This window comes from Formivibrio sp. oc-25 (genome assembly GCF_055810895.1).
On record NZ_JBVVOL010000005.1, the window covers coordinates 126,556 to 149,768 of the forward strand.

Consider the following 23,213-nt stretch of genomic DNA (forward strand, 5'->3'; position numbering starts at 1 on the left):
GGTTCAGGGAATGAGCAGATGATCTTTCAGATCACGCAAATGCCGTCTACTCACCGGCACATGCTTGCCGGAACGAGTAATAATTTCAGCAGACCCATTTTCCTGCATGATGATTTCGGCAATATTCATAGGATTGACAAGATATTGCCGATGACAACGCAGCAGTGGCGTTTTTTCCTCAAGCGTTTTGAGTGTCAACTCGGTAATACCGCTTTGCTCTGCACACATCACTTGCACACCGGTCAAACTGCTGTGGATGTATTCGACATCGTCCAGGCGCAGGAGTTGAATGCGATTGCGTGCATAACAGGGTATCTGCAAAATCTGCGCCGGCAGCGCCAACTCGTGGTGCTCCGGCTGATCCTTGCCTGATCGCAACCAGGATAGCGTACTGGCCAGACGAGACGGTTCGACCGGCTTGAGCAGATAGTCGCTAGCATGCTCCTCGAAAGCACTAAGTGCATACTCATCGTAAGCCGTGACAAACACGATCTTGGGCATGCGGTGTTTATCCAGCATGCCCAACATTTCCAAGCCACTGACACGCGGCATCTGGATATCCAGAAACACCACATCCGGATGTAATCGATTGATTGCCGCCATCGCATCGATAGCATTGGCACTCTCACCGACAATCTCGATATCCGTCTCGACTTCCAGCAGTGCACGCAACTCTTCGCGCGCTGGCGCTTCATCATCCACGATCAGCACTTTCAGCATGCTTCCTCCATCGGCAAGCGAATCGTCACGCGGGTATACAAATCCGGTTTGCAATCCACCTGCAAACCATAGATATCGCCATAGCGAATCTTGATGCGTCTATCCACCAGATTCATACCCAGGCCATCACTGGCTTCTCTCGGCTGGTACAAGCCGGCATCGTCCTCCACCCAGAGACAGAGATCATTGCCTTCTCGTGCCGCACCGATATGCACATGGCCCGGCTCCAGCAACTGCGAAATTCCATATTTGATGGCATTCTCCACGATCGGCTGCAAAGTGAATGCCGGCAGACGTACGCCCAGGAGCTCGTCGGGCACATGCATCTGCACGTTCAGATGCCCGGCAAAGCGCGCCAACTCGATCTGCAGATAAGCATCCACATGTTCGATCTCGTCCTTGAGGCTGACTTCGCCACTTGGACGCTTGAGGCTCTTGCGGAAAAAAGTGGAGAGATACTGCACCAGTTGTCGGGCGCGCTCCGGATCCTTGCGAATCACCGCCGACAGTGTATTCAGGGCATTAAACAGGAAATGCGGATTGATCTGTGCCTGCAACAGCTTGATTTCCGATTGCGCCAGCAATTGTTTCTGTTCTTCGAGCTTGCCCGCCAGGATCTGGTTGGATAGCAATCGGGCGATCCCCTCACCCAGGGTACGGTTGATGCGGGAAAACAGTTTGCGTTTGGGTTCATACAGTTTGATTGTTCCGATCACGCGACTATCTTCATCCTGCAGTGGAATCACCAAGGATGAGCCCAGCTTGCAATCAGGCGAAATCGAGCACTGGTAAGGGACTTCATTGCCGTCGGCATAAACCACTTCATTACGTGCAATGGCTTGCCGGGTATGCGGGGAAACGATGGGCGTACCCGGCAGATGATGATCGGCCCCTACACCGGTAAACGCCACCAGCTTGTCGCAATCCGTGATCGCCACTGCGCCTACACCGGTTTCTTCGCGCACGATATGTGCCACCTTGGCGCAGTTTTCCGGTTCCAAACCATGCCGGAGCAAGCCCGATGTGCGCGCGGCAATCGATAACGCCTTGGCTGAAAAAGCGATCGAATATTTCTCCATCATCGCCTTGCGATCCAGAATCAGGCGCATGAACGCAGCAGCGCCAACGGCATTGGTCACGACCATGGGCAAGGCGATCTGTGCGACCAGCTTGGCGGCCTGATCATAAGGCCGTGCCACGGCAAGAATGATCAGCATCTGCGCAATTTCGGCCAGCAAGGTCACGCCAAAGACCAAAGCTGGATTGAACAGGATATCGGTACGATGACGCTGCAAAAGCCAGCGATGCGCCAGCCCACCCATCAAGCCTTCCACCGTGGTGGAGATGGCACAGGCCACATCGGTGAAGCCGCCGAGCGAATAGCGATGCAATCCGCCAGTCAGACCGACAAAAAAACCTACGACCGGCCCGCCGAGGATGCCGCCCATCACGGCGCCGATGGCACGCGTATTGGCAATGGCCCCTTCGATCTGCAGGCCGAAATAGGTGCCCATGATGCAGAAGCCGGAAAACATCAGGTAACACAGCACCTTGTGCGGCAAACGCACGGTCACCTGCATCAGGGGCATGAAGAGTGGGGTTTTGCTGAACAGATAGGCAATCACCAGATAGACGCACATCTGCTGCAGCAGCGAGGAGAGCAACACGAAAGTATCGACATGCATGCTGGTTCTTTCCTCGTATCAGAAATTTATGTATGCCAATCCGCGCGATAGATCGGCAAGATCGGTCAGTGGATTGGGCGGGGTTTCCGTTAATTCAACACAACATGTTTGTGTGCAAGGTCATCATCACGGGATGCAGGTTGTTGATTTCTTCTTTCACCGTATCCCTCCAGTGCAAAACGGGGGCGCGTGCCCCCGTTCATGTTAACAGTCAAACCATCAAATCAGGTTCTGCTCTGCGACACCAATATTGAGATCCAGCACTCGGCTATCACCATCACCTTCCTTGTATTTCTTCGACAAAGGCGAAATACGCTTGGCTTCGAGCGCGTCCAGATAGGCATCCGTCACATCACCGGTGATGTAGTTGCCATCAAAGCAGGATGTCTCGAACTCGGTAATACGGCCTTGGCTGGCTTCGGAACAGGCGGCAATCAGCGCATCCAGATCCTGATAAATTACGGCATCAGCACCGATTTCACGCGCAATATCATCATCGCTGCGACCCGTAGCAATCAATTCGGCGCGAGTAGGCATGTCAATACCATAGACATGCGGGAATTTCACGGGCGGTGCTGCGGATGCCATATAAACCTTGGTGGCACCTGCCTCGCGCGCCATCATCACGATTTCCTTGGAAGTGGTACCACGCACGATGGAGTCATCCACCAGCAGCACACTCTTGCCCTTGAATTCGACACCGATCGGATTGAGTTTCTGACGTACCGATTTCTTGCGGGTTGATTGTCCCGGCATGATGAAGGTGCGGCCAATATAGCGATTCTTGATAAAGCCTTCGCGGAAAGAAACGCCGAGGCGGTTGGCCAGTTGCATGGCCGATGAACGGCTGGTATCCGGAATCGGAATCACCACGTCGATATCCATTGCCGGCACCACGCGCTTGACCTTGTCAGCCAGGCGTTCGCCCATTTTCATGCGTGCTTCATAGACCGAGATGCCATCGATCACCGTATCCGGGCGCGCAAAATACACGTGTTCAAAAATGCAGGGCACCAGCTTTGGACTTGGATGGCATTGACGGCTATGGAACTGGCCATCGAAGGAAATGAAAACTGCCTCACCTGGATCGACATCACGCCACATCTTGAATCCCAGCGTATCCAGCGCCACCGATTCGGACGAAACCAGGTACTCGCATCCCGCCAGGGTGTCATGACGACCCATCACCAAGGGACGGATACCGAACGGGTCGCGAAATGCCACAAGGCCATAGCCGGCAATGATGGCAACCACGGCATAAGCGCCCTTTACGCGCTGATGCACCGCACTGATTGCGTCAAAAATCGTTTCCGGATCGAGATGGGCATTTTTGGTCCGGCGTGAAAGCTCGTGGGCAAATACATTGAGCAGGGCTTCCGAGTCCGAATTGGTGTTGATGTGTCGCAGATCCGTGCGATACATCTCGTCTTTCAATTGCTTGTCGTTGGTAAGGTTGCCGTTGTGCGCCAGAACGATGCCGAACGGGCTGTTGACATAAAACGGCTGGGCTTCAGCCACACTGGAAGCTGAACCAGCAGTCGGATAACGAACATGACCAATGCCGGCATTACCCATCAGCGAGCGCATGTTGCGTGTACGGAAAACATCCCGCACCAGCCCCTGCCCTTTATGCATGTGCAGAACTTGTCCTTCTGCTGTCACGATACCGGCGGCATCCTGGCCACGATGTTGCAACATCAGCAGCCCGTCATAGAGCAGCTGGTTGACCGGGGTTTGCGCTACCACACCAAGAATGCCACACATATATTTGTTACCTTATTGCAATTGAGCAAGATCAATCAAAACGGATTCGGCTGGAAAGCTCTGCCGGTAGCCATGGTTTGGCCTGCAGGGCGAACTCTTCACACAAGGGACTGAACATTGCATCGCGCCAGTCCGCCGATTGCGGGAAATGGGTCATGCCGGCGATAAGCACCAGCATCAATACCAGCAACACCCCTCGCGACATTCCAAAAACTGCACCAAGAACACGATCCAGCGGCTTCAGTCCGCTCACTTTCAAAAACTGGTTCAAGGTAATACGCACGATGGCTGATGCCAGCCATACTGCACAAAAAATGGCCAGGAACGCCGCCATATACCGCATGCTATCGCTTGGCAAACCTTGTGGCATCCAGGCCATTCCTTCTGCGGCATACTTGCTGGCCAGCCAGAATGACAAGACCCAAGCCATCAGTGCCAGCACTTCCTGCATCAAACCACGCATCACCGACAGCAGGATAGACAGACCAATGATGGTCAACACGACATAATCAAAAATCGTCATTGCCTGATAACTTTACCCGGCACACCTGCAGATTCGGATTTCTTGCGCCATTCATTGGCACGCGCTTCGCTCGTACTAGGTCCGACACGGACACGGGTCAGCTGTCCATTGGCTGTATTGACCTTTTCGGCATAGGCAGGCAATCCTGCCCCCTTGAGTTTGGTGACAATCTGGGCGGCCTTGGCCGCATCGGCGAAGGCACCAACCTGCAGAAAATATTTCTGTACGGCACCCGATTCGGCATTATCCAGCCCTTCCAAAATCCGGCGAGGATCAGATTTGGGCTTCGACGCAGCGATCTGTTCAGGCTTGGAGGAAACCTTGGGCAGTTTTTTGGTTTCGACACTGACTTGTGTCTGGTGATTGACCAATTTCCCCGGCAAAACACTTTCGACAGTTACCGCTTCCTTGGCGACTGTCTGGGGTTGACTTGCAGCCGGCATAACCGGACTGGCAACAGCAGAACTGGCGACGACTGGCGAGCTGCCGGATTGTGCAGGCGCAGCAGGAAGATTCGTTGCAACCACAGCGCTTGCCACCATGGAAGCAGAAGACGCCTCTACAACTGCCACCACCGGTGCAGACACGGAAGCCAAGGCGGGCGAGCTGGAGGTAATTTCAATCGTCTGCCCGGTCGCGAGCTGGGCAGGCGGGGTATTGTCAAGCACGGTCCACAACACGACCAATGCAAACAGCACCAATGCCACGGCACCCACCAGACGACGACGCGCGCGTTTGCGCAAAAAAAGGAGTTCTTCGCTGACGTTGGATACAGTCATGTTCAAGCTTCCCGTGCTGCCATGACTTCGGCAACCGTATAGAAAGAACCAAAGGCCAGAATTCTATCATTTTCGCCTGCACCCTTACAGGCTTCGCGCCACGCATCAGCGACGCTCGCATGACAATCCACTTTTGCCTGACCATCTTGCTGTCTGATCATCTGCGCCACCTCATGCGGATCTGCCGCACGCGGCAACTGGGGTGCGGCGACATGCCAGACCGAGACACGATCTGCCAAGCACGCCACAACACCGGCAATATCCTTGTCCGCCATCATGCCAAACACGGCATGGGTCTCAGGGAAAAAACCCATTTGATCCAGACTGGCCCTGAGTACACGCGCAGCATGTGGATTATGGGCAACATCCAATACCGTCACCGGACGCCCCGGCAACACCTGGAAGCGTGCCAGCCACTCGACTTCGAGCAAACCGCGCTTGATATCACCCAGGCCAACCGGCAGTCGCTCCTGCATCACATCCAGCATGGCCAGAACCAGTGCGGCATTACCCAACTGGTAATCGCCACGCAATGCCGGAAACGGCAGTGCATGCCGATGGATGCTTCCCTTGCTCCAGGCCATCCATTGACGATCTTCGTTTTGTTTCTGGAAACCGAAATCACGCCCGATCAAACGCAGATCAGCACCGATCTCATCGGCATGATCAAGCAGGCTTTGCGGCGGATTGGGATCCGCACAAAAGGCAGGCTTGCCGGTACGATAAACACCGGCCTTTTCATGGCCGACGGCTTCGCGCGTATCGCCCAGAAAAGCCTGATGATCCAGACCAACACTGACAACGGCAGAAGCATCGGGCTCAAACACATTCACTGCATCCAGCCGGCCACCCAGGCCCACTTCCAGCACCGCGACATCTACCGCCGCATCGATAAACACACGCATGGCCGCCAACGTGCCGAACTCGAAATAGGTCAGCGTGGTTTCGCCACGCACCGATTCGACCTGACGAAAGGCATCGACCAGCACCTGATCCGACACAGGTGTCAGGTTAAGCATGACACGCTCGTTATAATGCTGCAGGTGCGGCGAGGTATAGGTCCCGACCCGGTAACCGGCAGCACGCAGGATATGCGACAGCATCGCGCACACCGACCCCTTGCCATTGGTACCCGCCACGATCAGTACCGGAAATGACGGGTTGAGCCCCATGGCATCGCGCACGGCGGCAACACGCGTCAAACCCATGTCGATAGCTGCCGGGTGCAGCGCCTCCAGATAGCCAAGCCAGTCATCGAGGCACTGAGCATCAAACCGTGGCATCAGTTCAAAGCCGGCAAATTGCCAAACAGGGTCATCAGTTGCGCAAGTTTGCGGCGCATTTCGCGACGGTCGACGATCATATCGATCGCCCCCTTTTCCAGCAGGAATTCTGTGCGCTGGAAACCTTCCGGCAAGGTTTCGCGAACGGTCTGCTCAATCACGCGCGGACCGGCAAACCCGATCAGGGCGCCCGGCTCGCCCATGACGACATCACCCAGAAAAGCAAAGGATGCCGAAACTCCACCCATGGTCGGGTCCGTCAACACCGAGATAAAGGGCAGACGTTTATCAGACAGGCGCGTCAGAATGGCCGACGTTTTGGCCATCTGCATCAAGGAGTTCAGGCCTTCCTGCATGCGCGCCCCGCCAGATGCAGCCACGCAGATGAACGGTATATTCTGCTCAATGGCCGTTTGCACACCACGCACGAAGCGTTCGCCGACAACGGAACCCATCGAACCACCGATGAACTTGAATTCGAATACGGCAACCACACACGGCACATTGAGAATCGCGCCCTGCATGACGACCAACGCGTCATCCTCGCTCGTATCGGCTTGCGCAGCAGACAAGCGATCCGGATATTTGCGACTGTCCTTGAACTTGAGAATATCGATCGGCTTCACTTCCGTACCGATTTCAAAGCGTCCTTCCGGGTCCAGCAGAATATCCAGTCGGCGCCGCGCCGAAACAGCTATGTGGTAACTACACTTGGGGCAGACATTCTGATTGTTTTCCAGGTCAGTACGATACAGGACCGCACTACAGGCCGGACACTTGCTCCACAGTCCTTCAGGCACCCCTGACTTGGCCGCAGTATCACGGCTCTTGATTTTCGGGGGCAGTAATTTTTGTAACCAGCTCATGCGTAAAACCTCTCAATAACTTCAAGCGCGGGCAGAATCGATGGCGGCGCGAATGCCGGACAGGAAGGTGATTAGCCGCTCGGACAGACCATCCTCGCCGGTCTCGACTTCCTGCACGATGCGCGAGCCGATGATAATGGCATCAGCAACTTGTGCGATCGCTTTGGCCGTATCAGCATCACGAATACCGAATCCGACGCCGATTGGCAAATCAATGGACTGGCGCAATTCAGCCAGCTTGGCCGCCACGCTAGCTGTATCCAGTGATGCTGCACCCGTCACACCCTTGAGCGATACATAGTAAACATAACCAGAAGCCATTTTGGCCACGGCCGCCAGACGGTTGGCAGGCGTTGTCGGCGCCAGCAGGAATACCGGATCAAGGCCATGCTGCTTGAGCACTGCCACCCGTTCGTGCGCCTCTTCTGGCGGCAAGTCAACCGTCAGCACGCCATCAACCCCGGCCGCAACCGCAGCTGAAGCGAACGTCGGATACCCCATTGCCTCGACCGGGTTGGCATAGCCCATCAATACCACGGGCGTTTGGGCATCCTGTTTACGGAATTCAGCCACCATCTCCAGCACGTTGCGCAAGCTCACCTTGTGCGCAAGTGCACGCTCGGCCGCACGCTGGATAACAGGGCCATCGGCCATTGGGTCGGAAAAAGGCACGCCCAGTTCGATGATGTCAGCACCGCCCTTGACAAGCGCGTGCATCAGCTCAACCGTCATGCCGGGGCGAGGATCGCCTGCGGTGATGTACGGAATCAACGCTTGCCGGCCTGCAGCCTGCAAACGTGCAAAAGTAGTCTGGATACGGGACATAGTTTTATCGGTCAGATATCAGCACAGGCGCCTTGCGGCGCCTGCTGGTTAAAGTTCGATGCCATCCAGCTTTGCCACAGTAGGAATATCCTTATCCCCACGGCCGGACAGATTCACCACGATCACCTGGTCTGGCCGCATGGTTTTCGCCAATTTTTTGGCATAGGCCAACGCATGGCTTGATTCCAGCGCAGGAATGATGCCTTCCAGACGACAAAGATCATGGAACGCAATCAAAGCCTCATCATCGTTGGCCGCGACATATTCGGCCCGGCCGATTTCTTTCAGGTAGCTATGCTCGGGGCCAACGCCCGGATAATCCAGCCCTGCCGAAATCGAGTGCGTTTCAATGATCTGGCCATTTTCATCCTGCATCAGATTGGAACACTGTCCATGCAGGATACCGGGCTTGGCATTGGAGGTCAGCGGCGCGGCATGCTTGCCGGTCTCAACACCGAAACCACCCGCTTCGACACCAATGAGACGTACGCCCGGCACATCGATATAGGGATGGAAGATGCCGATGGCGTTCGATCCACCACCCACGCATGCCAGCACGGCATCGGGTTGACGCCCGATCTGTTCCAGCGCTTGCTGCTTGCACTCCTCGCCAACAATGCACTGGAAATCGCGCACCAGCATCGGATAAGGGTGCGGACCTGCGGCGGTACCGATGATGTAATAGGTACTATCGATATTGGTCACCCAGTCGCGCATGGCTTCATTCATGGCATCCTTGAGCGTTTTTGAACCGGATTCCACCGGGACAACCGTCGCACCCAGCAATTTCATGCGATACACGTTGGGAGCCTGACGTTTGACATCTTCAGCCCCCATGTACACCACACATTCCAGACCGAAACGGGCGGCTACCGTTGCCGAAGCAACACCATGCTGGCCAGCACCAGTCTCAGCGATCACGCGTTTCTTGCCCATGCGACGGGCCAGCAGAGCCTGGCCGATCGTATTGTTGACCTTGTGTGCGCCGGTATGATTCAGGTCTTCGCGCTTGAGATAGATTTGCGCACCGCCCAACTCTTCAGACAAGCGCTTGGCATGGTAGAGCGGGCTTGGACGTCCGACATAATGCTTGAGATCACTGTAATACTCGGCCATGAATGCCGGATCATTGCGGGCATTTTCATACTCGATCCGCAACTCCTCCAAAGCCGTCATCAATGTTTCGGCCACAAAGATGCCACCGAACTGGCCAAAGTGGCCGCGGGCATCAGGCTGGTTATAAGACTCGGTCATGCATCTCTCACTTGGCACTGTTTACTTGCTCGATGAATGCCGCAATCTTGGCGACATCCTTGATTCCCTTGGATCTTTCCACACCGCTCGACACGTCTACGGCCCAGGGGCGTACCTGTCTGATTGCATCCGCCACATTACCGGCATGCAGCCCGCCGGAAAGGATCAGCGGCAGGGGCAATTGTGCAGGAAGCAGCGACCAATCGAATGTTTCGCCGGTGCCTCCTGGTGCATCGGGCACGAAGGCATCGACCAGAATACCCCGTGCATCACCATATCGAGCTGCGTATTCTAACAAATCCAAGCCGGGTTTTACGCGAACTGCCTTCAAGTAGGGGCGATTGAACTGACGGCAGTAATCTGGCGATTCATCGCCATGAAACTGCAACAGATCCAGCGGAACCTGCGCCAATACACCCGCAACATAGTCCGGATCGGCATTCACAAACAAACCGACCGTCGTCACGAAAGGAGGCAGCGCCTGTACAATTTGTTGCGACTGACTGGCATCCACCGCGCGCGGACTTGGTGCGTAAAACACCAGACCGACAGCATCGGCGCCCAGTTGCGCTGCGGCCACTGCAGTTTCCGCATCACGCAGACCACAGATCTTGATGCGCGGCATGGCTTCCCCTTTCAATTCATCAAATGATGCCGTGCCGTGGCACAGGCAATGACGGCAAAGCAAATGTTTCCGGATAACTTACGCCAGCCAGATACAAGCCGTCCGGCATAAAAGTAGGCGGAGCCTGCGAGCGATCCCGCGCAGCCAGCAACTCGCTGATCCAATTTGCAGGCTGATTGCCTTTTGCCACATGCAGCAATGCGCCCATGATATTGCGCACCATGTGATGCAAAAAAGCATTGGCAGAAAAATCCAGCATCAACAAATCGCCACTGTCATGGATATTGAGCTGTTGCAGATGCTTGACCGGCGTCTTGGCCTGGCACTCGGCTGCGCGAAAACTGGAGAAATCATGCTCTCCCAGCAACAGAGTCGCTGCCGCACGCATGGCATTCAAGTCAAGCGGCAGGTGTACCCACCCCACGCGCCCAGCCATCAACGCGGGTCGGACCGGGTGATTCAACAGCAAATAACGATAATGGCGCGCCATCGCGGAAAAGCGCGAATGGAAGGCATCCGGCACTTCCCGCGCCCAGAGCACAGCCACGCCAGCCGGGAGAAAGCTATTGACCCCTCGTACCCATGCCGTCAGAGGGCGCCTGGCATCCGTATCAAAGTGCACCACCTGCATGCTGCCATGCACGCCGGCATCGGTTCGGCCTGCGGCGTGCGCACGGACTGGATGCGCCGCCATCTTGCCCAGAGCGTCCTCCAATACGGCCTGAACCGTGCTCACTTGCGGTTGAATCTGCCAGCCGCAGAAAGCACGGCCATCATATTCCAGACCAAGCGCAATTCGCCTCATTCCCATATCCCAAATCCGGCAAGCCAAAGTGCCGCGAGGATACCCAACACCTGCACCCCCAGCAAATTCAGCTGAAACCATGACATCGGCCACACCGGCAATAGCACTTCACGATCCGCATGTACATCGAGCGGCTGCTGCAACTCATGCATCAAATGCTGGATGGGCATACGGGTCTCAAGCAATTTTTCCATCATTTCCAGAGTCAGGGCCAGGCGCAACGCCATACGATCTCTTGGAAAACCCAACCATTCCAGTGGGCGCACCATGGCATACAGGCCGGCGAAAATAGCCGGCCGCCTCATATTCGTCAACAATAATTGCAAACTGGCGAGAATGGCCAATAGACGCAGCATCTGGCTCAAACCTAAGGCAATCCCCTCTCTCGTCGGGGCGAACCAGCCAGACCAGAGATACTCGCCCGGCGTAGTCCAGAAATAGATCCCACCCACTGCCAGCAGAAGCCATTTCATTCGAGGAAATGCCCGCAAAAAACGTTCACGGGCACGCAGCATGGTCCATGCCAAAATAATGACCGTCAGGCCATAAAGCCACTGGCGTTCCAGCCATGGCAACCATGCGGTCAGCCACAACCAGAACGCCAGTCTATTGACAGGATGCAAATTGATCAAAGCTACGATTACAGATTTTCAAGCAAGGATTTAGCCAACTCCTGCTGCACCGGGCTTCCTTCTTGCACCGCTTCCTGCAGGATTTCGCGGGCACCTTCCACATCACCCATATCGATATAGGCTCGCGCCAAATCAATCTTGGTCTGCACCGGGTCATCCGAGGAGAAGTCAAGATCACCCAAGCTTGACGCCGCCGCATCCAGCTCAAGATCCAACGGCATGCCGGCAGATTCTTCCAGTTTCTTTTCCGGAACTGCAATCTCGATTTCGTCGCCCAGATTGAAGTCGAAATCCAGATCGATTTCTTCTACGGCAGGCAATTCTTCAACAACTGGCTCGAGACTTGCCGGAATAGCTTCTGCTTCCGCGGCCATGTCTGCTGAAATGGCATCCATATCGATAGCAGTATCTGCTGGTTGACTCTCGTCAAGATCGAGATTCAGATCAAGATCCGGCAGCTCAAAATCCGGCATGGCCATATCAGGAACAAGCGCATCCGCGTCAGCCGGCAAGAGGGAAGACTCTTCCGCGAGGTCGTCAGCCTGCGCCGGCGCTGCAAAATCAATCGGCAGATTGAGCGCCAGCAACTCATCCTCTTCTTCAGCAGCCACTTCAGCCACAGGCGATGATGCAACCGTCTCCGGTGCAAAATCCAGTACCAGATCATCTGCCACGCTGGCCGATTTTGCATCATTGCCAACCCAATCAATACCGACCGACTCGGATACCTCCTCGGCAACAAAAGCTGCCGGCTCTGTCTCTACCATCGGGATTGGTGGAACGTCGCCTTGCGATTCCAGGCCAGAGGCCACCTCAGGGATATCAAACTCGAAATCAAGTACTGTCGATGCGGGCTCACTCGCAGTCGCCGCATCTGGCAAAGCCTCCTCGGATTGTTCCGATTCCACTGGCGCAAACATGCCTGTAGCAACGGCCGCGCCAGCCACAGCACCTGTCACTGCAGCGCCAGTCGCCAACGTTGCGCCCACAGCCTTGCTTTGGGCATACAGGGCGTTATCAGGATCAAGGTTGCGCCCTTGATAAGCTGCCTGCTCCCACAAGGGTCCCAGACCGGCCGTGGCGGCAAACAGATCTGCTGCCACCTCCTCAAATGCGATCCGGTCTTTTCTCGCGGCATAGATATCCAGCAATTTCATGCGGATTTCCTGGCGTTGCGGATCCTTGACCAGAGCGTCTTTCAGGATTTCTTCGGCCTGCATATCGCGGCCATATGCCATGTAGACATCGGCTTCGGCAATCGGATCGACCTCGTCGGTATCAATGGTTCCCAACCCTTGACGGCTGAAATCTGTCAGGAAAGAATTTTCTGCCTGGGTACTGATCACACCACCACCAGTCTTCCCAAGCACAGTATTGGGCTTGAGGTCTCCACTGGTAATCAGACTGTTCTCGAAAACCTCGGGACGACGCCGTTTACGCGACCAGAGTATCCCCACCACACCCAAGGCAACAGCAGCCAAGCCACCGCCGATTGGCAAGATATTTTCCATCAGCACATCCATCATGGATGGCTCAGGCGGCGGAGGTGGTGGCGCAACGCGCTTGGGCTTGGACTGTTGCGTCACGACAGGACTTGCCGGCACTGCGGAAGCCTCAGCAGAAACGGGCGCACTTGCCGCTTGCTCTGCCTTTTGCTGCAAAGCCGCACCGGCCTGGCTCTGCACAGCCGCAAGTGACTCCATCTGCTCAATATTCTTCTGCAGCTCCGTTACGCGCTGATTGGCTTCGTCCAGCGCCTTTTTGCGAGCAGCGACTTCCTCCTCCAATGCCTGAATTTTCCCTGTTTGCGCATCGGATTTGCCGTCGCCCTTGGACAACTTCAGGACATCGCGCTCCTTGTCTGCCGGAGCGACACTCCGCTCTTCTACCCGAGCGGTGATCTTGCCTCCGGCTGCGGCAGCATCGACTTCTGCCGCAGGCATCCTGGCAGCAGCCGTCGACAACTGGCGCCGGTAGCGCTGCCAATCCGTCGACTGGGCACGAATTTCCTTGATGGCTTCAGCCTTGCCAACACCGGCCAAGCGTTCCGGCTGTGGGACGTGCAGGATTTTTCCACGCTTGAGCCGATTCATATTGCCGCTGAAAGCGTCTGGATTGGCTTGGTACAAACCAACAATCACCTGCTCCAGACTCACACCTTCGGGCTGAACAGCCCGTGCGATAGAGGAAAGCGTATCACCAGCCTTGACCGAATAAGTTTCAGCTTTTGCTCCAGCCGCAGCGGAAGCACCTGCAGCTGCTGGTTTTGGCAAAGGTGTAGCAGAAGGCCCCAGCCTGCCAGGCAGTACGCTGCTGGAAGAACCAATGACCGGAGCAGCAGAGAGCAGCCCCACGCTGGGAGCGCGATAACCGGCCGGATCAAGCAATGCCGTATATTCGCGCTGGATCTTGCCTCCAAGCCATGACAAGTCTACCAGCAGATTGAATACAGGCTCGTCAACGGCAGCCGATGAAGTCACCCGGATAACCGGAGCGCCATTGGTGCGCTTATCCAGCGCCAAACGCAATCCCAAAGAAGGGTCCGGATAACTCAGCTGCGCGGCAGCATAGTTTTCGACACTGGCCAGCCTTACGGCAAGTGTCTCCATCTCACCAGGCTGGACCGCCATCAATTCGATCTCTCCCCTGAACGGCTGCCCCAACGCGGACAGAACATTCAGGCGCCCCAGCCCTGCGGCCTGGGCCAATAACGGCACTGATGCAAGAGCAACGCACAGAACACATGTTTTGAGATGTGGCTTGTTCAGCACTGTCTGGTCTCCCTGCAGCAACAGAGGATATCGTCACGGATACCCAGGATCGTTCAACATAACGATTCCGTCGCCTGTTTTCCAAAAATTTAATCCCCGCACCTGATCAGGCAAACTCGACGCTCGCCCCAGTAGCGGGGTTTCATATTATGTAGGTTTACAATCGTTGCCAGCAAATGATATGACTATTTCCATGATTCTAGAAATCGGAATTGGTTATTGGGGTCAATTACAACAGAAATTGCCCTTTTCCCCGGGATGCTTGCAATACTCCAGTGCGCCACAGCCCATCGCCAAAGCGATCGCAGATCCGCGCCAAGCAATTCAACCGGGGGCCCTTGCCACAATAAACTCAGCGCCTGCCACAACTGCTCCACCTCTCTTCCAGCCAGCAACGCCGGTGCCAGGGTTTGCTTGCTGAGCTTTTCCCCGCTTGCATTGGCAATGACCGGGATATGCATATAAGCAGGCATTGGATACCCCAGCAATTGCTGTAAAAAAATCTGCCTAGGCGTCGAATCCAGCAGATCTGCTCCACGTACTACCTGATTGACCCCCTGAAATGCATCATCCACTACCACCACCAACTGGTAGGCCCAGACCGAATCAGCCCGCAGCAGAACAAAGTCTCCTACGTCACGTTCAAGATTTTGGGTTTGCACACCCTGAATGGCATCAACGAATCCAATTTCCTTATCCGGGACACGTAAACGCCATGCGAGCGATCTACCGGTATCGGATATTCCTGAGCGGCAGCGGCCCGAATAACGATAACCATCGACACCCAGCAGACCACCAGCCTGGATTTCCCGCCTGGAACAGCTGCAAGGGTAAACCACCCCCATCCGGATCAGATCATCCAGCACGGCACGATACCGTTCATGCTTATCACTCTGCCGTTCGACCGCACCATCCCACTCGAAACCGAATCTCTCAAGATCAGCAAGTATGCGATCGTCCGCCCCTCGCATCGTGCGTGCGGCATCGATATCCTCCATGCGCACAAGCCAGCGTCCACCCACACTGCGCGCGGCCAAATAACTGGCAACCGCCGCCATCAGCGACCCCATGTGCAGATCACCCGTTGGGCTTGGCGCAAATCGCCCGACCGGCAGACGGGCCGCATGATCGCTTGCAGCCAAACATCCAATACCTTTCATTGCCCGATTGCTCTGCTAGAATAAGTCAATACTTGCACAAACCACCTCAGAAGAGAGAAATCAACATGGCTTATGTTGTGACAGATGCCTGCGTGAAATGCAAATACACCGATTGCGTAGATGTATGCCCGGTGGATTGTTTCCGTGAAGGCCCCAACATGCTGGTAATCAATCCGGATGAATGTATCGATTGCACGCTTTGCGTCGCGGAATGCCCGGTTGAAGCCATTTATGCCGAAGACGATGTTCCTGCCAACATGCAGGAATACATCGCCCTTAACGCTGAACTATCCGAAGCCTGGCCGCCCATCGTGGAAAAGAAAGATCCTCTGCCCGATCACGAAAAATGGGCCGCAATCCACGGCAAGTTCGACCAAATCGAACGCTAACGTGAACAACATGCCCAGCCTTGCCTGGGCATGTCATCCCTCAGCCATCACCGATACATTCCGACCAAGCCGACACGTGCATCGGGTTGCGCCAGCCCCCTCGAACACGTCTATTGAAACAAACCGCTTCCCGCAGTTATAATGCTCGGCTTTCCACCCTTGCCTGACCGAAGTCGCTAACGGCAGGCTGTGTACCCAAAAGGAGAACCCATGCGACATTATGAAATTGTGTTTATCGTACACCCGGATCAAAGCGAGCAAGTGCCTGCAATGATCGAACGCTACAAGTCCCTGATCACCGCCGGCAATGGCAGCATCCATCGCCTGGAAGACTGGGGCCGTCGTCAACTGGCTTACCCGATCCAGAAAATCCACAAGGCTCACTACGTGTTGATGAACATCGAAGCTGGCCAGGATACTCTGGATGAACTCGAGCACGCCTTCAAATTCAATGATGCCGTACTGCGCCATCTGACCATCAAGATGGAACATGCTGTCACCGAAGCATCCCCGATGATGAAGGAATCGGAAAAGGCAAAATCACTGACTCCGGCCGCTGATGCGCCGGCAGCTGCCTAATCCACTCTTGAATCATAGCAATCAGGTCTGGCTGCATGGCGAACTGACTGAAAAACAGGCTTTGCGCCACACTCCAGCAGGGGTACCTACCATCGAAGCGGTGTTGGGCCATCTCTCGGAGCAAAGCGAAGCAGGTTTGACACGCCGTGTTGAATGCCTTGTGCAGATCGTAGCGCTTGGAAAAACAGCAGAACGACTCAGTCGAGTTCCAGCAGGAACAAAATTGGCAGCTTGTGGTTTTTTGGCCGCCAAAAGCCTGCGCAGACGCCATGACCTAGTATTGCATGTTGAAGAATTTGAATTGCTGAATTGAGGAACAACATTATGAAACCCGCACCGCGCAATCTTTTCCGGCGGAAAAAATTCTGCCGCTTTACCGCTGAAGGCATCGATCAAATCGATTACAAGGACATCGGCATCCTGAAGGACTTCATCAGCGAAAACGGCAAGATCATTCCGGCTCGCATCACCGGCACCAAGGCCAAATATCAGCGTCAGCTTTCTACCGCGATCAAGCGTGCTCGCTTCCTCGCCCTGCTGCCGTACTCTGATCAACACTAAGCGAGAGGAAACAGAACATGCAAATTATCCTGCTCGAAAAAGTTGCAAACCTTGGCAATCTCGGCGATGTCGTGAAGGTGAAGGATGGCTTTGCCCGCAACTTCCTGATCCCGCAAGGCAAAGCCAAGCGCGCTACCGAAGCCAACCTGCAAGAGTTCGAAGCTCGTCGCGCCGAACTGGAAAAGCGTCAAGCTGAAATCCTGGCCAACGCCCAAGAGCGTGCCGCCAAGCTGGAAGGTGTTTCCGTTACTGTCGGTCAAAAGGCTGGTGTTGATGGCCGTCTGTTTGGTTCTGTAACCAACCAGGACATCGCCGATGCATTCACCAACAGCGGCATCGAAGTCAAGAAGGCTGAAGTTCGCCTGCCGGAAGGTCCGTTCAAGCAAATCGGCGAATACGATGTTGCACTCGCACTGCACCACGATGTCGTTGTAAACGTAAAGGTTGTGGTTCAAGGCGAGCAGTAAGCCAACCACCTGCCTCTGGACTGTAGCCTCTTCGGCTAACGGTTGCACAAAAACCCCGCATTTCACCAATGCGGGGTTTTTCACATCCAGTACCGGTCTGACATCCGGGAAATAGCTTTTCGAACCAATCGTGTATGGTTAAAGTAGCAGGCAAACTTCACGAAAATGATCATGCCCAAACCACTGGAATCCCCACAAATCCGTCGCGTCGTAGCCTTTGGCTTTCTGGTGTTGATCTTTGGCAGCACCCTGTGGGTACTTTCGCCATTCTTCACTGCGCTTGCCTGGGCGGGCATTTTCGCTTATGTAACCTGGCCACTCTACCGCAGACTGAATCATCGCCTGGACAATCGCAGCTCGCTGGCTGCGCTACTGATGACAGCAGGGGTAGCACTGACATTGCTGGCACCATTGGCCTGGGTGCTGATCACGGTTGCCGCTGACCTTGCCACCGCTTCAGCCATGCTGCGCAATGTCATGAGCCACGGTCTGCCACCGCTGCCCAGCAATATCCACAACTGGCCTGCAGGCGAATGGATCATTGCGCAATACAGCGCCATTCAATCAAATCCGGAGTGGCTCCGCGCAAAGATCGAGGCCATTGAACTGGCTGATCCAGCAACCTGGAAAGCCATTGCTGGAAATGTCGGACGTAATCTTGCCAAATTTTCGCTTGCGGTATTTGCCCTGTTTTTCCTGTATCAACATGGCGAATCGGTATCAGCACAATTTGACCGGGTAGCCAGCCATTGGCTGGGAGAATCCGCACGGGGTTATTTGCGAGCAGTGGGCACCACGGTCCACGCTGTGGTATTCGGCATTGTCTTGACTGCCCTCGCTCAAGGCATTCTGGCAGGATTGGGCTACTGGTTTGCCGGAATCAAATCAGCCGCTTTATGGGGTGCCGTGACCGCACTGATCTCACTCATCCCGTTCGCAGGACCCATTGTATGGATCTCATTGTCGATTGGCTTATTGGCACAAGGAGAAACTGCTGCTGCAATCGGCTTGGCTGTGTGGTGTGCCCTGATTGTTAGCTCCGTGGATAATCTGGTACGCCCGCTCGCCATCAGCGGCCCCACTCGCATACCCTTCCTGCTGGTCTTTCTGTCAGTACTCGGTGGCATCAACGCCTTTGGCCTGATTGGCTTGTTTGCAGGTCCGGTTCTGCTCGCTGTCTCCCTAGCCATTTGGCGTGAATGGCTCGAACACACCCGAAGCATCCTTCTGGATGAGAATCCACATCATACGAACCGATCGGATTGACTATCCGAACTACATGCCGACCCTGGTCGACCAGCCCGGAAATGGGTTGCCTTTAACCCAAGACCAGTTTACCCTTGCACCGCTCGCGCGGTAGTCAGTTGTTTTTTACCGCTCACATGAGACCGGTAACCTAATCAACTGATCGCTGCATTTATGTATTTGGCAAGGCAAGTTGCCACCAAGCACTGTAAGGTAAATCACCATGAAAATCGCCCTCATCAACGAAAACAGCCAAGCGGCCAAGAACGAAATCATCTTCAATGCACTCAAGACCGTTGCCGAACCGCTCGGTCACACCGTCTTCAACTACGGCATGTATGGTGCTGAAGATAAGGCTTCGCTCACCTACGTGATGAACGGTCTGCTTGCAGGTATTCTGCTGAATTCAAAGGCTGCTGATTTTGTCGTGACCGGCTGTGGCACCGGCATGGGCGCCATGCTCGCCTGCAACTCGATGCCGGGCGTATTCTGCGGTCTGGTCATCGACCCGACCGACGCCTTCCTGTTCGGCCAGATCAACGACGGCAACGCCATCGCCATGCCGTATGCCAAGGGCTTCGGCTGGGCTGCTGAACTAAATCTGCAAGACTGCTACCGTAAACTGTTCGACGGCGAACGCGGTTTGGGCTACCCCAAGGAACGTGCTGCCATCATGGCCAAGAACCGTGACATTCTGAAGCAGATGAAGGCCGCAGCCTGCAAGGACATGCTGACCGTCCTGAAGGAAGTGGATCAAGACCTGTTGAAGGCGGCTATTGCCGGCGAGAAATTCCAGGAATACTTCTTTGCCAATGCCCAAGACCAGGAAATTGTTGTCTACATCAAGGGCGTACTGGCTGTCTGATAACTGATGGTTTGCATCACCCGGCACGAGTCATAACGGTTCAAGCACCTTATCCGTCTCGTGCCGGTTCAGGCAACACATCACATCTGGGGATCACAGGCCTTTGACAGCGTAAATCGCCAAAGTATTACGCCAATAATCCTGATAATCCATGCCGCAGCCGAACAGGAAACGATCTTCCACTTCCAGGCCGACAAAATCCGCCTTGATGCCAGGCGCCTTGCGCTCATGCAGTTTATCGATCAGTACTGCAACCAATACCTCTTTGGCGCCTTGCTTGCGGCAATGCTCAACGATAGCAGCCAGCGTGTGACCTTCATCCAGAATATCGTCGATGATCAAAACGGTACGACCGCGCATATCACCACGCGGCGGAACCTTCCACTCAATCTCGCCTCCGCTCGTTTCCATCCGATATCGTGTCGCATGCAGATAGGACATCTGTAACGGCAATCTGAGCTTGGGTAGCAATTGACCTGCCAGGATCATGCCACCATTGAGAACGGTATACACGATCGGATTTGCAAGACGCAGGCGCTCGGTCATCTCGGCGCCCATGCGCTCGATGGCAGCCAGTACTTCGGCCTCATCATGCAGACAATCGGCATTTTCGAGAATCGATTCAATTTGTGGTAGTTCCAGAGTCACGGTACCAGTTCCAAAAACAAATGAAAAACAGCGAGGGCATTATCTACCCTCGCCTGGCATGCTTCAACGATTTCAATGACCTTCGAAATCGCACACGGTAAACAGCGGTATGCCTTCTGCGCGGATCAGTTTCGACCCGCCCAATTCGGGCAGGTCGACAATCGCAGCCGCTTCCACCACTTCGGCACCGATACGGGTCAGCAATTTTGAGGCCGCCAGCATCGTACCGCCAGTGGCTACCAGATCGTCGATCAGCAAGATGCGATCACCACTGCAGCAGGCATCGGTGTGGATTTCGACGGTAGCCGAACCATATTCGAGTTCGTATTCCTCTTCAACGGTTTGGTACGGCAGCTTGCCTTTCTTGCGCACCGGAATGAATCCCAGGTTCAACTCATAGGCAACTACAGCCCCCAGGATAAACCCGCGTGCATCAACACCCGCCACATAATCAAGGTTTTGATCCATATAGCGATGGACAAAGACATCGACCAGCACGCGAAATGTCTTTTTGTCCTGCAGCAGCGGCGTGATATCGCGAAACATGATGCCTGGCTGTGGCCAGTCAGGCACAGTACGGATACGTTCGCGGATATATTCGGCGTAGAAAGGCTTGTCCATGACCATCATCAGTTAGCCAAAAAAAGCGAACTTTACCAGCCAAAGCGCAGCAATGACGATGACCGCGATCGAAAGATCCTTGAAACGGCCAGCGAATGCCTTGATCGCCACATAGCTGATGAAGCCAAATGCAATGCCATCGGCAATCGAATAGGTAAACGGCATAGCCAGCGCAGTCATGACTGCCGGCGCAGATTCCGTCAGATCACCCCATTCAATTTCAGCCAGGCCACGGGTCATCAAGACCGCCACGTAACACAGTGCAGGAGCGGTAGCAAAACCAGGAACCGAACCAGCCAGGGGCGAGAACAGCAAGGCGGCCAGGAACAGAATGGCCACCACCAGCGAAGTCAAACCGGTACGACCGCCCACGGCGGTACCTGCGGCAGATTCGATATAGGCGGTGGTCGAAGAGGTGCCAAAAGTAGCGCCGGCGGCAATGGCTACGCTGTCGGCCAGCAAAGCCTTCTTCAGACGCGGCAATTTGCCATCCTTGTCGAGCAGACCGGCACGGTGCGACACGCCGATCAGGGTGCCGGTGGTATCAAACAGGTCAACAAAGAAGAATACGAAAATCACGCCAAGCAGACCGGCATTGAGTGCACCCTGAATATCCATCTGCATGAAGGTCGGGGCCATCGACGGCGGCAGCGAAGCCACACCCTTGAATTCAGACAAGCCCAGCAGCACGGACAGCACGGTGACTGTCAGAATGCCGATGATGATGGAGCCGGGCACGCGACGATATTCCAGCGCCACGATCAGGAAGAAACCCAGGATAGCCAGCAAGGTCTTCGGGTCATGAATACTGCCCAGTGTCACCAGCGTAGCCGGGGATGCCACAATTACGCCGGCATTTTTCAAGGCGATAATTGCCAGAAACATGCCAACACCGGCCGAAATCGCCAGCTTGAGTGAATGCGGAATGGCATTGACGATGGCCTCACGCACCTTGAACAGGCTAACGGCCAGGAAAATGATGCCGGAGATGAAAACCGCCCCCAGCGCCACCTGCCAGCTCACCCCCATGCCCTTGCAAACCGTGAAGGTGAAATAGGCATTCAGGCCCATGCCTGGTGCCAATGCAATCGGGTAATTGGCAACCAGCGCCATGATCCCGGTGCCCAGCGCAGCTGCCAGACACGTTGCCACGAACACAGCATTGAAATCCATGCCCGTGATGGACAGAATCGACGGATTGACAAAGACGATATAGGCCATCGTCAGGAAGGTGGTAAACCCGGCGATAACCTCCGTTTTCACGTCGGTGCCGTTTTCCTTCAGCTTGAACAGCTTTTCCAGCATTACGTTCCCCTTTTATATAAAAAAACCGGTCAGCACCTGCCGACCGGCCGGTTTTTTTACTACCCTGCATCAAATCTGCATGCCAACGCCAAGCAATGCCAGCACGCCAAGTATTGCAAACACTGCACTGGCGGCAAAACGCACATAACGCAATAAATGCATGTGTGCCGAAATCCAGTTGCCAAGAATCACCGCCGGCACATTGGCCAGCATCATGCCCAGCGTCGTGCCCATGACGACTGCGAACAGTGGCGAGTACTTGACCGCCAAAGCCACCGTGGCAATCTGGGTCTTGTCACCCATCTCTGCCAGGAAAAAAGCGATCGTTGTGGCGACAAAGGCGCCATAAGGCTTGACTTCCGCCTCGTCCTCTTCAAGTTTGTCCGGCACCAGCGCCCATGCTGCAATCGCCAGAAAACCCAAACCCACGATCCAGCGCAGCACGCCCGGCGCGATCAGATCGGCCACAAATTGCCCGAACCAGCCTGCTGCATAATGATTGAAGACTGTTGCAACAAAAATGCCGGCAATAATCGGCCGATGGCGACGGAAACGAGCGGCCAGCACCAAGGCCAGCAGTTGTGTTTTGTCGCCCATCTCGGCGATGGTTACAACCAGCGTGGAAAGCAGAAAGGTATCCATGGGAAACAGCATTCCGGGGCAGGCAAATCGACACGAGGCAGCACAGTGCGGCCCACCCCTTGAGCGCACTGAGCAAACCTCGGGTCTTGTCAAACTGATCGATGATCAGCCGGATGCACCATAGGCAAAAAGCCCAAGCATGTTGACGCATCCCCGCGCACAAGGCGGCGACTACTCCCCCGAAGAACAGGAGCGCGCA

Annotated in this window: 25 protein-coding genes and 1 riboswitch; of the genes, 7 read left to right on the forward strand and 18 right to left on the reverse strand. The window is 55.1% G+C overall.

Annotated elements, in window-relative coordinates:
• Positions 1-3: 3 nt before the first annotated feature.
• The 14 genes from btsR to gluQRS all read right to left on the reverse strand — a co-directional run bounded on the left by btsR (position 4) and on the right by gluQRS (position 15,692).
• Positions 4-720 (reverse strand): two-component system response regulator BtsR, encoded by a 717-nt coding sequence (gene btsR, locus AC0KVQ_RS05155; protein WP_473420061.1) that lies wholly within the window; start codon positions 718-720, stop codon positions 4-6.
• Positions 714-2,405, reverse strand: coding sequence for a LytS/YhcK type 5TM receptor domain-containing protein (locus AC0KVQ_RS05160; RefSeq protein ID WP_473420063.1), 1,692 nt, complete (start codon positions 2,403-2,405; stop codon positions 714-716). Before AC0KVQ_RS05160 ends, btsR begins: the two co-directional genes overlap by 7 nt.
• A gap of 219 nt (positions 2,406-2,624) precedes the next feature.
• On the reverse strand, positions 2,625-4,169 hold the full coding sequence (gene purF / locus AC0KVQ_RS05165; protein WP_473420064.1) for an amidophosphoribosyltransferase: 1,545 nt from the start codon (positions 4,167-4,169) through the stop codon (positions 2,625-2,627).
• Positions 4,170-4,200: 31 nt separating this feature from the next.
• Positions 4,201-4,692 carry a CvpA family protein gene (locus AC0KVQ_RS05170; protein ID WP_473420065.1) on the reverse strand — a complete coding sequence of 164 codons (492 nt, stop codon included), beginning with the start codon at positions 4,690-4,692 and terminating at the stop codon, positions 4,201-4,203.
• Positions 4,689-5,471, reverse strand: coding sequence for an SPOR domain-containing protein (locus AC0KVQ_RS05175; RefSeq protein WP_473420066.1), 783 nt, complete (start codon positions 5,469-5,471; stop codon positions 4,689-4,691). The genes AC0KVQ_RS05170 and AC0KVQ_RS05175 overlap by 4 nt, the downstream gene beginning before the upstream one ends.
• Positions 5,472-5,473: 2 nt before the next feature.
• The gene (gene folC / locus AC0KVQ_RS05180; RefSeq protein WP_473420067.1) at positions 5,474-6,754 is read right to left on the reverse strand and encodes a bifunctional tetrahydrofolate synthase/dihydrofolate synthase; all 1,281 of its coding nucleotides are present in this window, start codon (positions 6,752-6,754) and stop codon (positions 5,474-5,476) included.
• Positions 6,754-7,620, reverse strand: a complete 867-nt coding sequence (gene accD, locus AC0KVQ_RS05185) for an acetyl-CoA carboxylase, carboxyltransferase subunit beta (protein ID WP_473420068.1) — start codon at positions 7,618-7,620, stop codon at positions 6,754-6,756. The genes folC and accD overlap by 1 nt, the downstream gene beginning before the upstream one ends.
• Before the next feature lie 21 nt (positions 7,621-7,641).
• Positions 7,642-8,445, reverse strand: a complete 804-nt coding sequence (gene trpA / locus AC0KVQ_RS05190; RefSeq protein WP_473420069.1) for a tryptophan synthase subunit alpha — start codon at positions 8,443-8,445, stop codon at positions 7,642-7,644.
• Between the two features lie 48 nt (positions 8,446-8,493).
• Entirely contained in the window at positions 8,494-9,699 is a 1,206-nt protein-coding gene (gene trpB, locus AC0KVQ_RS05195) for a tryptophan synthase subunit beta (protein ID WP_473420070.1), read from the reverse strand.
• 7 nt (positions 9,700-9,706) lie between these two features.
• Positions 9,707-10,324, reverse strand: a complete 618-nt coding sequence (locus tag AC0KVQ_RS05200) for a phosphoribosylanthranilate isomerase (RefSeq protein WP_473420071.1) — start codon at positions 10,322-10,324, stop codon at positions 9,707-9,709.
• A 19-nt stretch (positions 10,325-10,343) separates the two neighbouring features.
• Entirely contained in the window at positions 10,344-11,129 is a 786-nt protein-coding gene (gene truA / locus AC0KVQ_RS05205; RefSeq protein ID WP_473420072.1) for a tRNA pseudouridine(38-40) synthase TruA, read from the reverse strand.
• Positions 11,126-11,761, reverse strand: coding sequence for a CbiQ family ECF transporter T component (locus AC0KVQ_RS05210; protein WP_473420073.1), 636 nt, complete (start codon positions 11,759-11,761; stop codon positions 11,126-11,128). Before AC0KVQ_RS05210 ends, truA begins: the two co-directional genes overlap by 4 nt.
• An 8-nt stretch (positions 11,762-11,769) precedes the next feature.
• Positions 11,770-14,532 carry a motility hub landmark protein FimV gene (locus AC0KVQ_RS05215; protein ID WP_473420074.1) on the reverse strand — a complete coding sequence of 921 codons (2,763 nt, stop codon included), beginning with the start codon at positions 14,530-14,532 and terminating at the stop codon, positions 11,770-11,772.
• 185 nt (positions 14,533-14,717) lie between these two features.
• Positions 14,718-15,692, reverse strand: a complete 975-nt coding sequence (gluQRS, locus tag AC0KVQ_RS05220; protein WP_473420075.1) for a tRNA glutamyl-Q(34) synthetase GluQRS — start codon at positions 15,690-15,692, stop codon at positions 14,718-14,720.
• Positions 15,693-15,757: 65 nt separating this feature from the next.
• Between gluQRS and fdxA the strand changes: the two genes are divergently transcribed.
• From fdxA to AC0KVQ_RS05255, 7 genes are all read left to right on the forward strand, one after another.
• Positions 15,758-16,081, forward strand: a complete 324-nt coding sequence (gene fdxA / locus AC0KVQ_RS05225; protein WP_473420076.1) for a ferredoxin FdxA — start codon at positions 15,758-15,760, stop codon at positions 16,079-16,081.
• A gap of 210 nt (positions 16,082-16,291) precedes the next feature.
• A complete protein-coding gene (gene rpsF, locus AC0KVQ_RS05230) occupies positions 16,292-16,660 on the forward strand; it encodes a 30S ribosomal protein S6 (protein ID WP_473420077.1) in 369 nt (122 codons plus the stop codon).
• Between the two features lie 7 nt (positions 16,661-16,667).
• The gene (gene priB / locus AC0KVQ_RS05235) at positions 16,668-16,973 is read left to right on the forward strand and encodes a primosomal replication protein N (protein ID WP_473420078.1); all 306 of its coding nucleotides are present in this window, start codon (positions 16,668-16,670) and stop codon (positions 16,971-16,973) included.
• A gap of 11 nt (positions 16,974-16,984) precedes the next feature.
• Positions 16,985-17,221 carry a 30S ribosomal protein S18 gene (rpsR, locus tag AC0KVQ_RS05240; RefSeq protein WP_473420079.1) on the forward strand — a complete coding sequence of 79 codons (237 nt, stop codon included), beginning with the start codon at positions 16,985-16,987 and terminating at the stop codon, positions 17,219-17,221.
• A 17-nt stretch (positions 17,222-17,238) separates the two neighbouring features.
• The gene (rplI, locus tag AC0KVQ_RS05245; RefSeq protein WP_473420080.1) at positions 17,239-17,688 is read left to right on the forward strand and encodes a 50S ribosomal protein L9; all 450 of its coding nucleotides are present in this window, start codon (positions 17,239-17,241) and stop codon (positions 17,686-17,688) included.
• Positions 17,689-17,859: 171 nt separating this feature from the next.
• Positions 17,860-18,954 carry an AI-2E family transporter gene (locus AC0KVQ_RS05250; RefSeq protein ID WP_473420081.1) on the forward strand — a complete coding sequence of 365 codons (1,095 nt, stop codon included), beginning with the start codon at positions 17,860-17,862 and terminating at the stop codon, positions 18,952-18,954.
• A 202-nt stretch (positions 18,955-19,156) separates the two neighbouring features.
• A complete protein-coding gene (locus tag AC0KVQ_RS05255) occupies positions 19,157-19,798 on the forward strand; it encodes an RpiB/LacA/LacB family sugar-phosphate isomerase (RefSeq protein WP_473420082.1) in 642 nt (213 codons plus the stop codon).
• A 93-nt stretch (positions 19,799-19,891) separates the two neighbouring features.
• Here AC0KVQ_RS05255 and AC0KVQ_RS05260 read toward each other — a convergent pair whose 3' ends face one another.
• The 4 genes from AC0KVQ_RS05260 to AC0KVQ_RS05275 all read right to left on the reverse strand — a co-directional run bounded on the left by AC0KVQ_RS05260 (position 19,892) and on the right by AC0KVQ_RS05275 (position 23,014).
• Positions 19,892-20,446, reverse strand: a complete 555-nt coding sequence (locus AC0KVQ_RS05260) for a hypoxanthine-guanine phosphoribosyltransferase (protein ID WP_473420083.1) — start codon at positions 20,444-20,446, stop codon at positions 19,892-19,894.
• Between the two features lie 72 nt (positions 20,447-20,518).
• A complete protein-coding gene (locus tag AC0KVQ_RS05265) occupies positions 20,519-21,073 on the reverse strand; it encodes an adenine phosphoribosyltransferase (protein WP_473420120.1) in 555 nt (184 codons plus the stop codon).
• A gap of 6 nt (positions 21,074-21,079) precedes the next feature.
• Positions 21,080-22,372 (reverse strand): NCS2 family permease, encoded by a 1,293-nt coding sequence (locus AC0KVQ_RS05270; RefSeq protein WP_473420084.1) that lies wholly within the window; start codon positions 22,370-22,372, stop codon positions 21,080-21,082.
• Positions 22,373-22,441: 69 nt separating this feature from the next.
• On the reverse strand, positions 22,442-23,014 hold the full coding sequence (locus AC0KVQ_RS05275) for a TMEM165/GDT1 family protein (protein WP_473420085.1): 573 nt from the start codon (positions 23,012-23,014) through the stop codon (positions 22,442-22,444).
• A gap of 20 nt (positions 23,015-23,034) precedes the next feature.
• Positions 23,035-23,199, reverse strand: a riboswitch (yybP-ykoY riboswitch).
• Positions 23,200-23,213: the final 14 nt, after the last annotated feature.

What these genes read in the sequence shown, in the direction of transcription:
- btsR (WP_473420061.1), bottom strand. Translation starts at nt 720, where the DNA reads ATGCTGAAAGTGCTGATCGTGGATGATGAAGCGCCAGCGCGCGAAGAG.
- AC0KVQ_RS05160 (WP_473420063.1), bottom strand. Translation starts at nt 2,405, where the DNA reads ATGCATGTCGATACTTTCGTGTTGCTCTCCTCGCTGCTGCAGCAGATG.
- purF (WP_473420064.1), bottom strand. Translation starts at nt 4,169, where the DNA reads ATGTGTGGCATTCTTGGTGTGGTAGCGCAAACCCCGGTCAACCAGCTG.
- AC0KVQ_RS05170 (WP_473420065.1), bottom strand. Translation starts at nt 4,692, where the DNA reads ATGACGATTTTTGATTATGTCGTGTTGACCATCATTGGTCTGTCTATC.
- AC0KVQ_RS05175 (WP_473420066.1), bottom strand. Translation starts at nt 5,471, where the DNA reads ATGACTGTATCCAACGTCAGCGAAGAACTCCTTTTTTTGCGCAAACGC.
- folC (WP_473420067.1), bottom strand. Translation starts at nt 6,754, where the DNA reads ATGCCACGGTTTGATGCTCAGTGCCTCGATGACTGGCTTGGCTATCTG.
- accD (WP_473420068.1), bottom strand. Translation starts at nt 7,620, where the DNA reads ATGAGCTGGTTACAAAAATTACTGCCCCCGAAAATCAAGAGCCGTGAT.
- trpA (WP_473420069.1), bottom strand. Translation starts at nt 8,445, where the DNA reads ATGTCCCGTATCCAGACTACTTTTGCACGTTTGCAGGCTGCAGGCCGG.
- trpB (WP_473420070.1), bottom strand. Translation starts at nt 9,699, where the DNA reads ATGACCGAGTCTTATAACCAGCCTGATGCCCGCGGCCACTTTGGCCAG.
- AC0KVQ_RS05200 (WP_473420071.1), bottom strand. Translation starts at nt 10,324, where the DNA reads ATGCCGCGCATCAAGATCTGTGGTCTGCGTGATGCGGAAACTGCAGTG.
- truA (WP_473420072.1), bottom strand. Translation starts at nt 11,129, where the DNA reads ATGAGGCGAATTGCGCTTGGTCTGGAATATGATGGCCGTGCTTTCTGC.
- gluQRS (WP_473420075.1), bottom strand. Translation starts at nt 15,692, where the DNA reads ATGAAAGGTATTGGATGTTTGGCTGCAAGCGATCATGCGGCCCGTCTG.
- fdxA (WP_473420076.1), top strand. Translation starts at nt 15,758, where the DNA reads ATGGCTTATGTTGTGACAGATGCCTGCGTGAAATGCAAATACACCGAT.
- rpsF (WP_473420077.1), top strand. Translation starts at nt 16,292, where the DNA reads ATGCGACATTATGAAATTGTGTTTATCGTACACCCGGATCAAAGCGAG.
- rpsR (WP_473420079.1), top strand. Translation starts at nt 16,985, where the DNA reads ATGAAACCCGCACCGCGCAATCTTTTCCGGCGGAAAAAATTCTGCCGC.
- rplI (WP_473420080.1), top strand. Translation starts at nt 17,239, where the DNA reads ATGCAAATTATCCTGCTCGAAAAAGTTGCAAACCTTGGCAATCTCGGC.
- AC0KVQ_RS05250 (WP_473420081.1), top strand. Translation starts at nt 17,860, where the DNA reads ATGCCCAAACCACTGGAATCCCCACAAATCCGTCGCGTCGTAGCCTTT.
- AC0KVQ_RS05255 (WP_473420082.1), top strand. Translation starts at nt 19,157, where the DNA reads ATGAAAATCGCCCTCATCAACGAAAACAGCCAAGCGGCCAAGAACGAA.
- AC0KVQ_RS05265 (WP_473420120.1), bottom strand. Translation starts at nt 21,073, where the DNA reads ATGGTCATGGACAAGCCTTTCTACGCCGAATATATCCGCGAACGTATC.
- AC0KVQ_RS05270 (WP_473420084.1), bottom strand. Translation starts at nt 22,372, where the DNA reads ATGCTGGAAAAGCTGTTCAAGCTGAAGGAAAACGGCACCGACGTGAAA.
- AC0KVQ_RS05275 (WP_473420085.1), bottom strand. Translation starts at nt 23,014, where the DNA reads ATGGATACCTTTCTGCTTTCCACGCTGGTTGTAACCATCGCCGAGATG.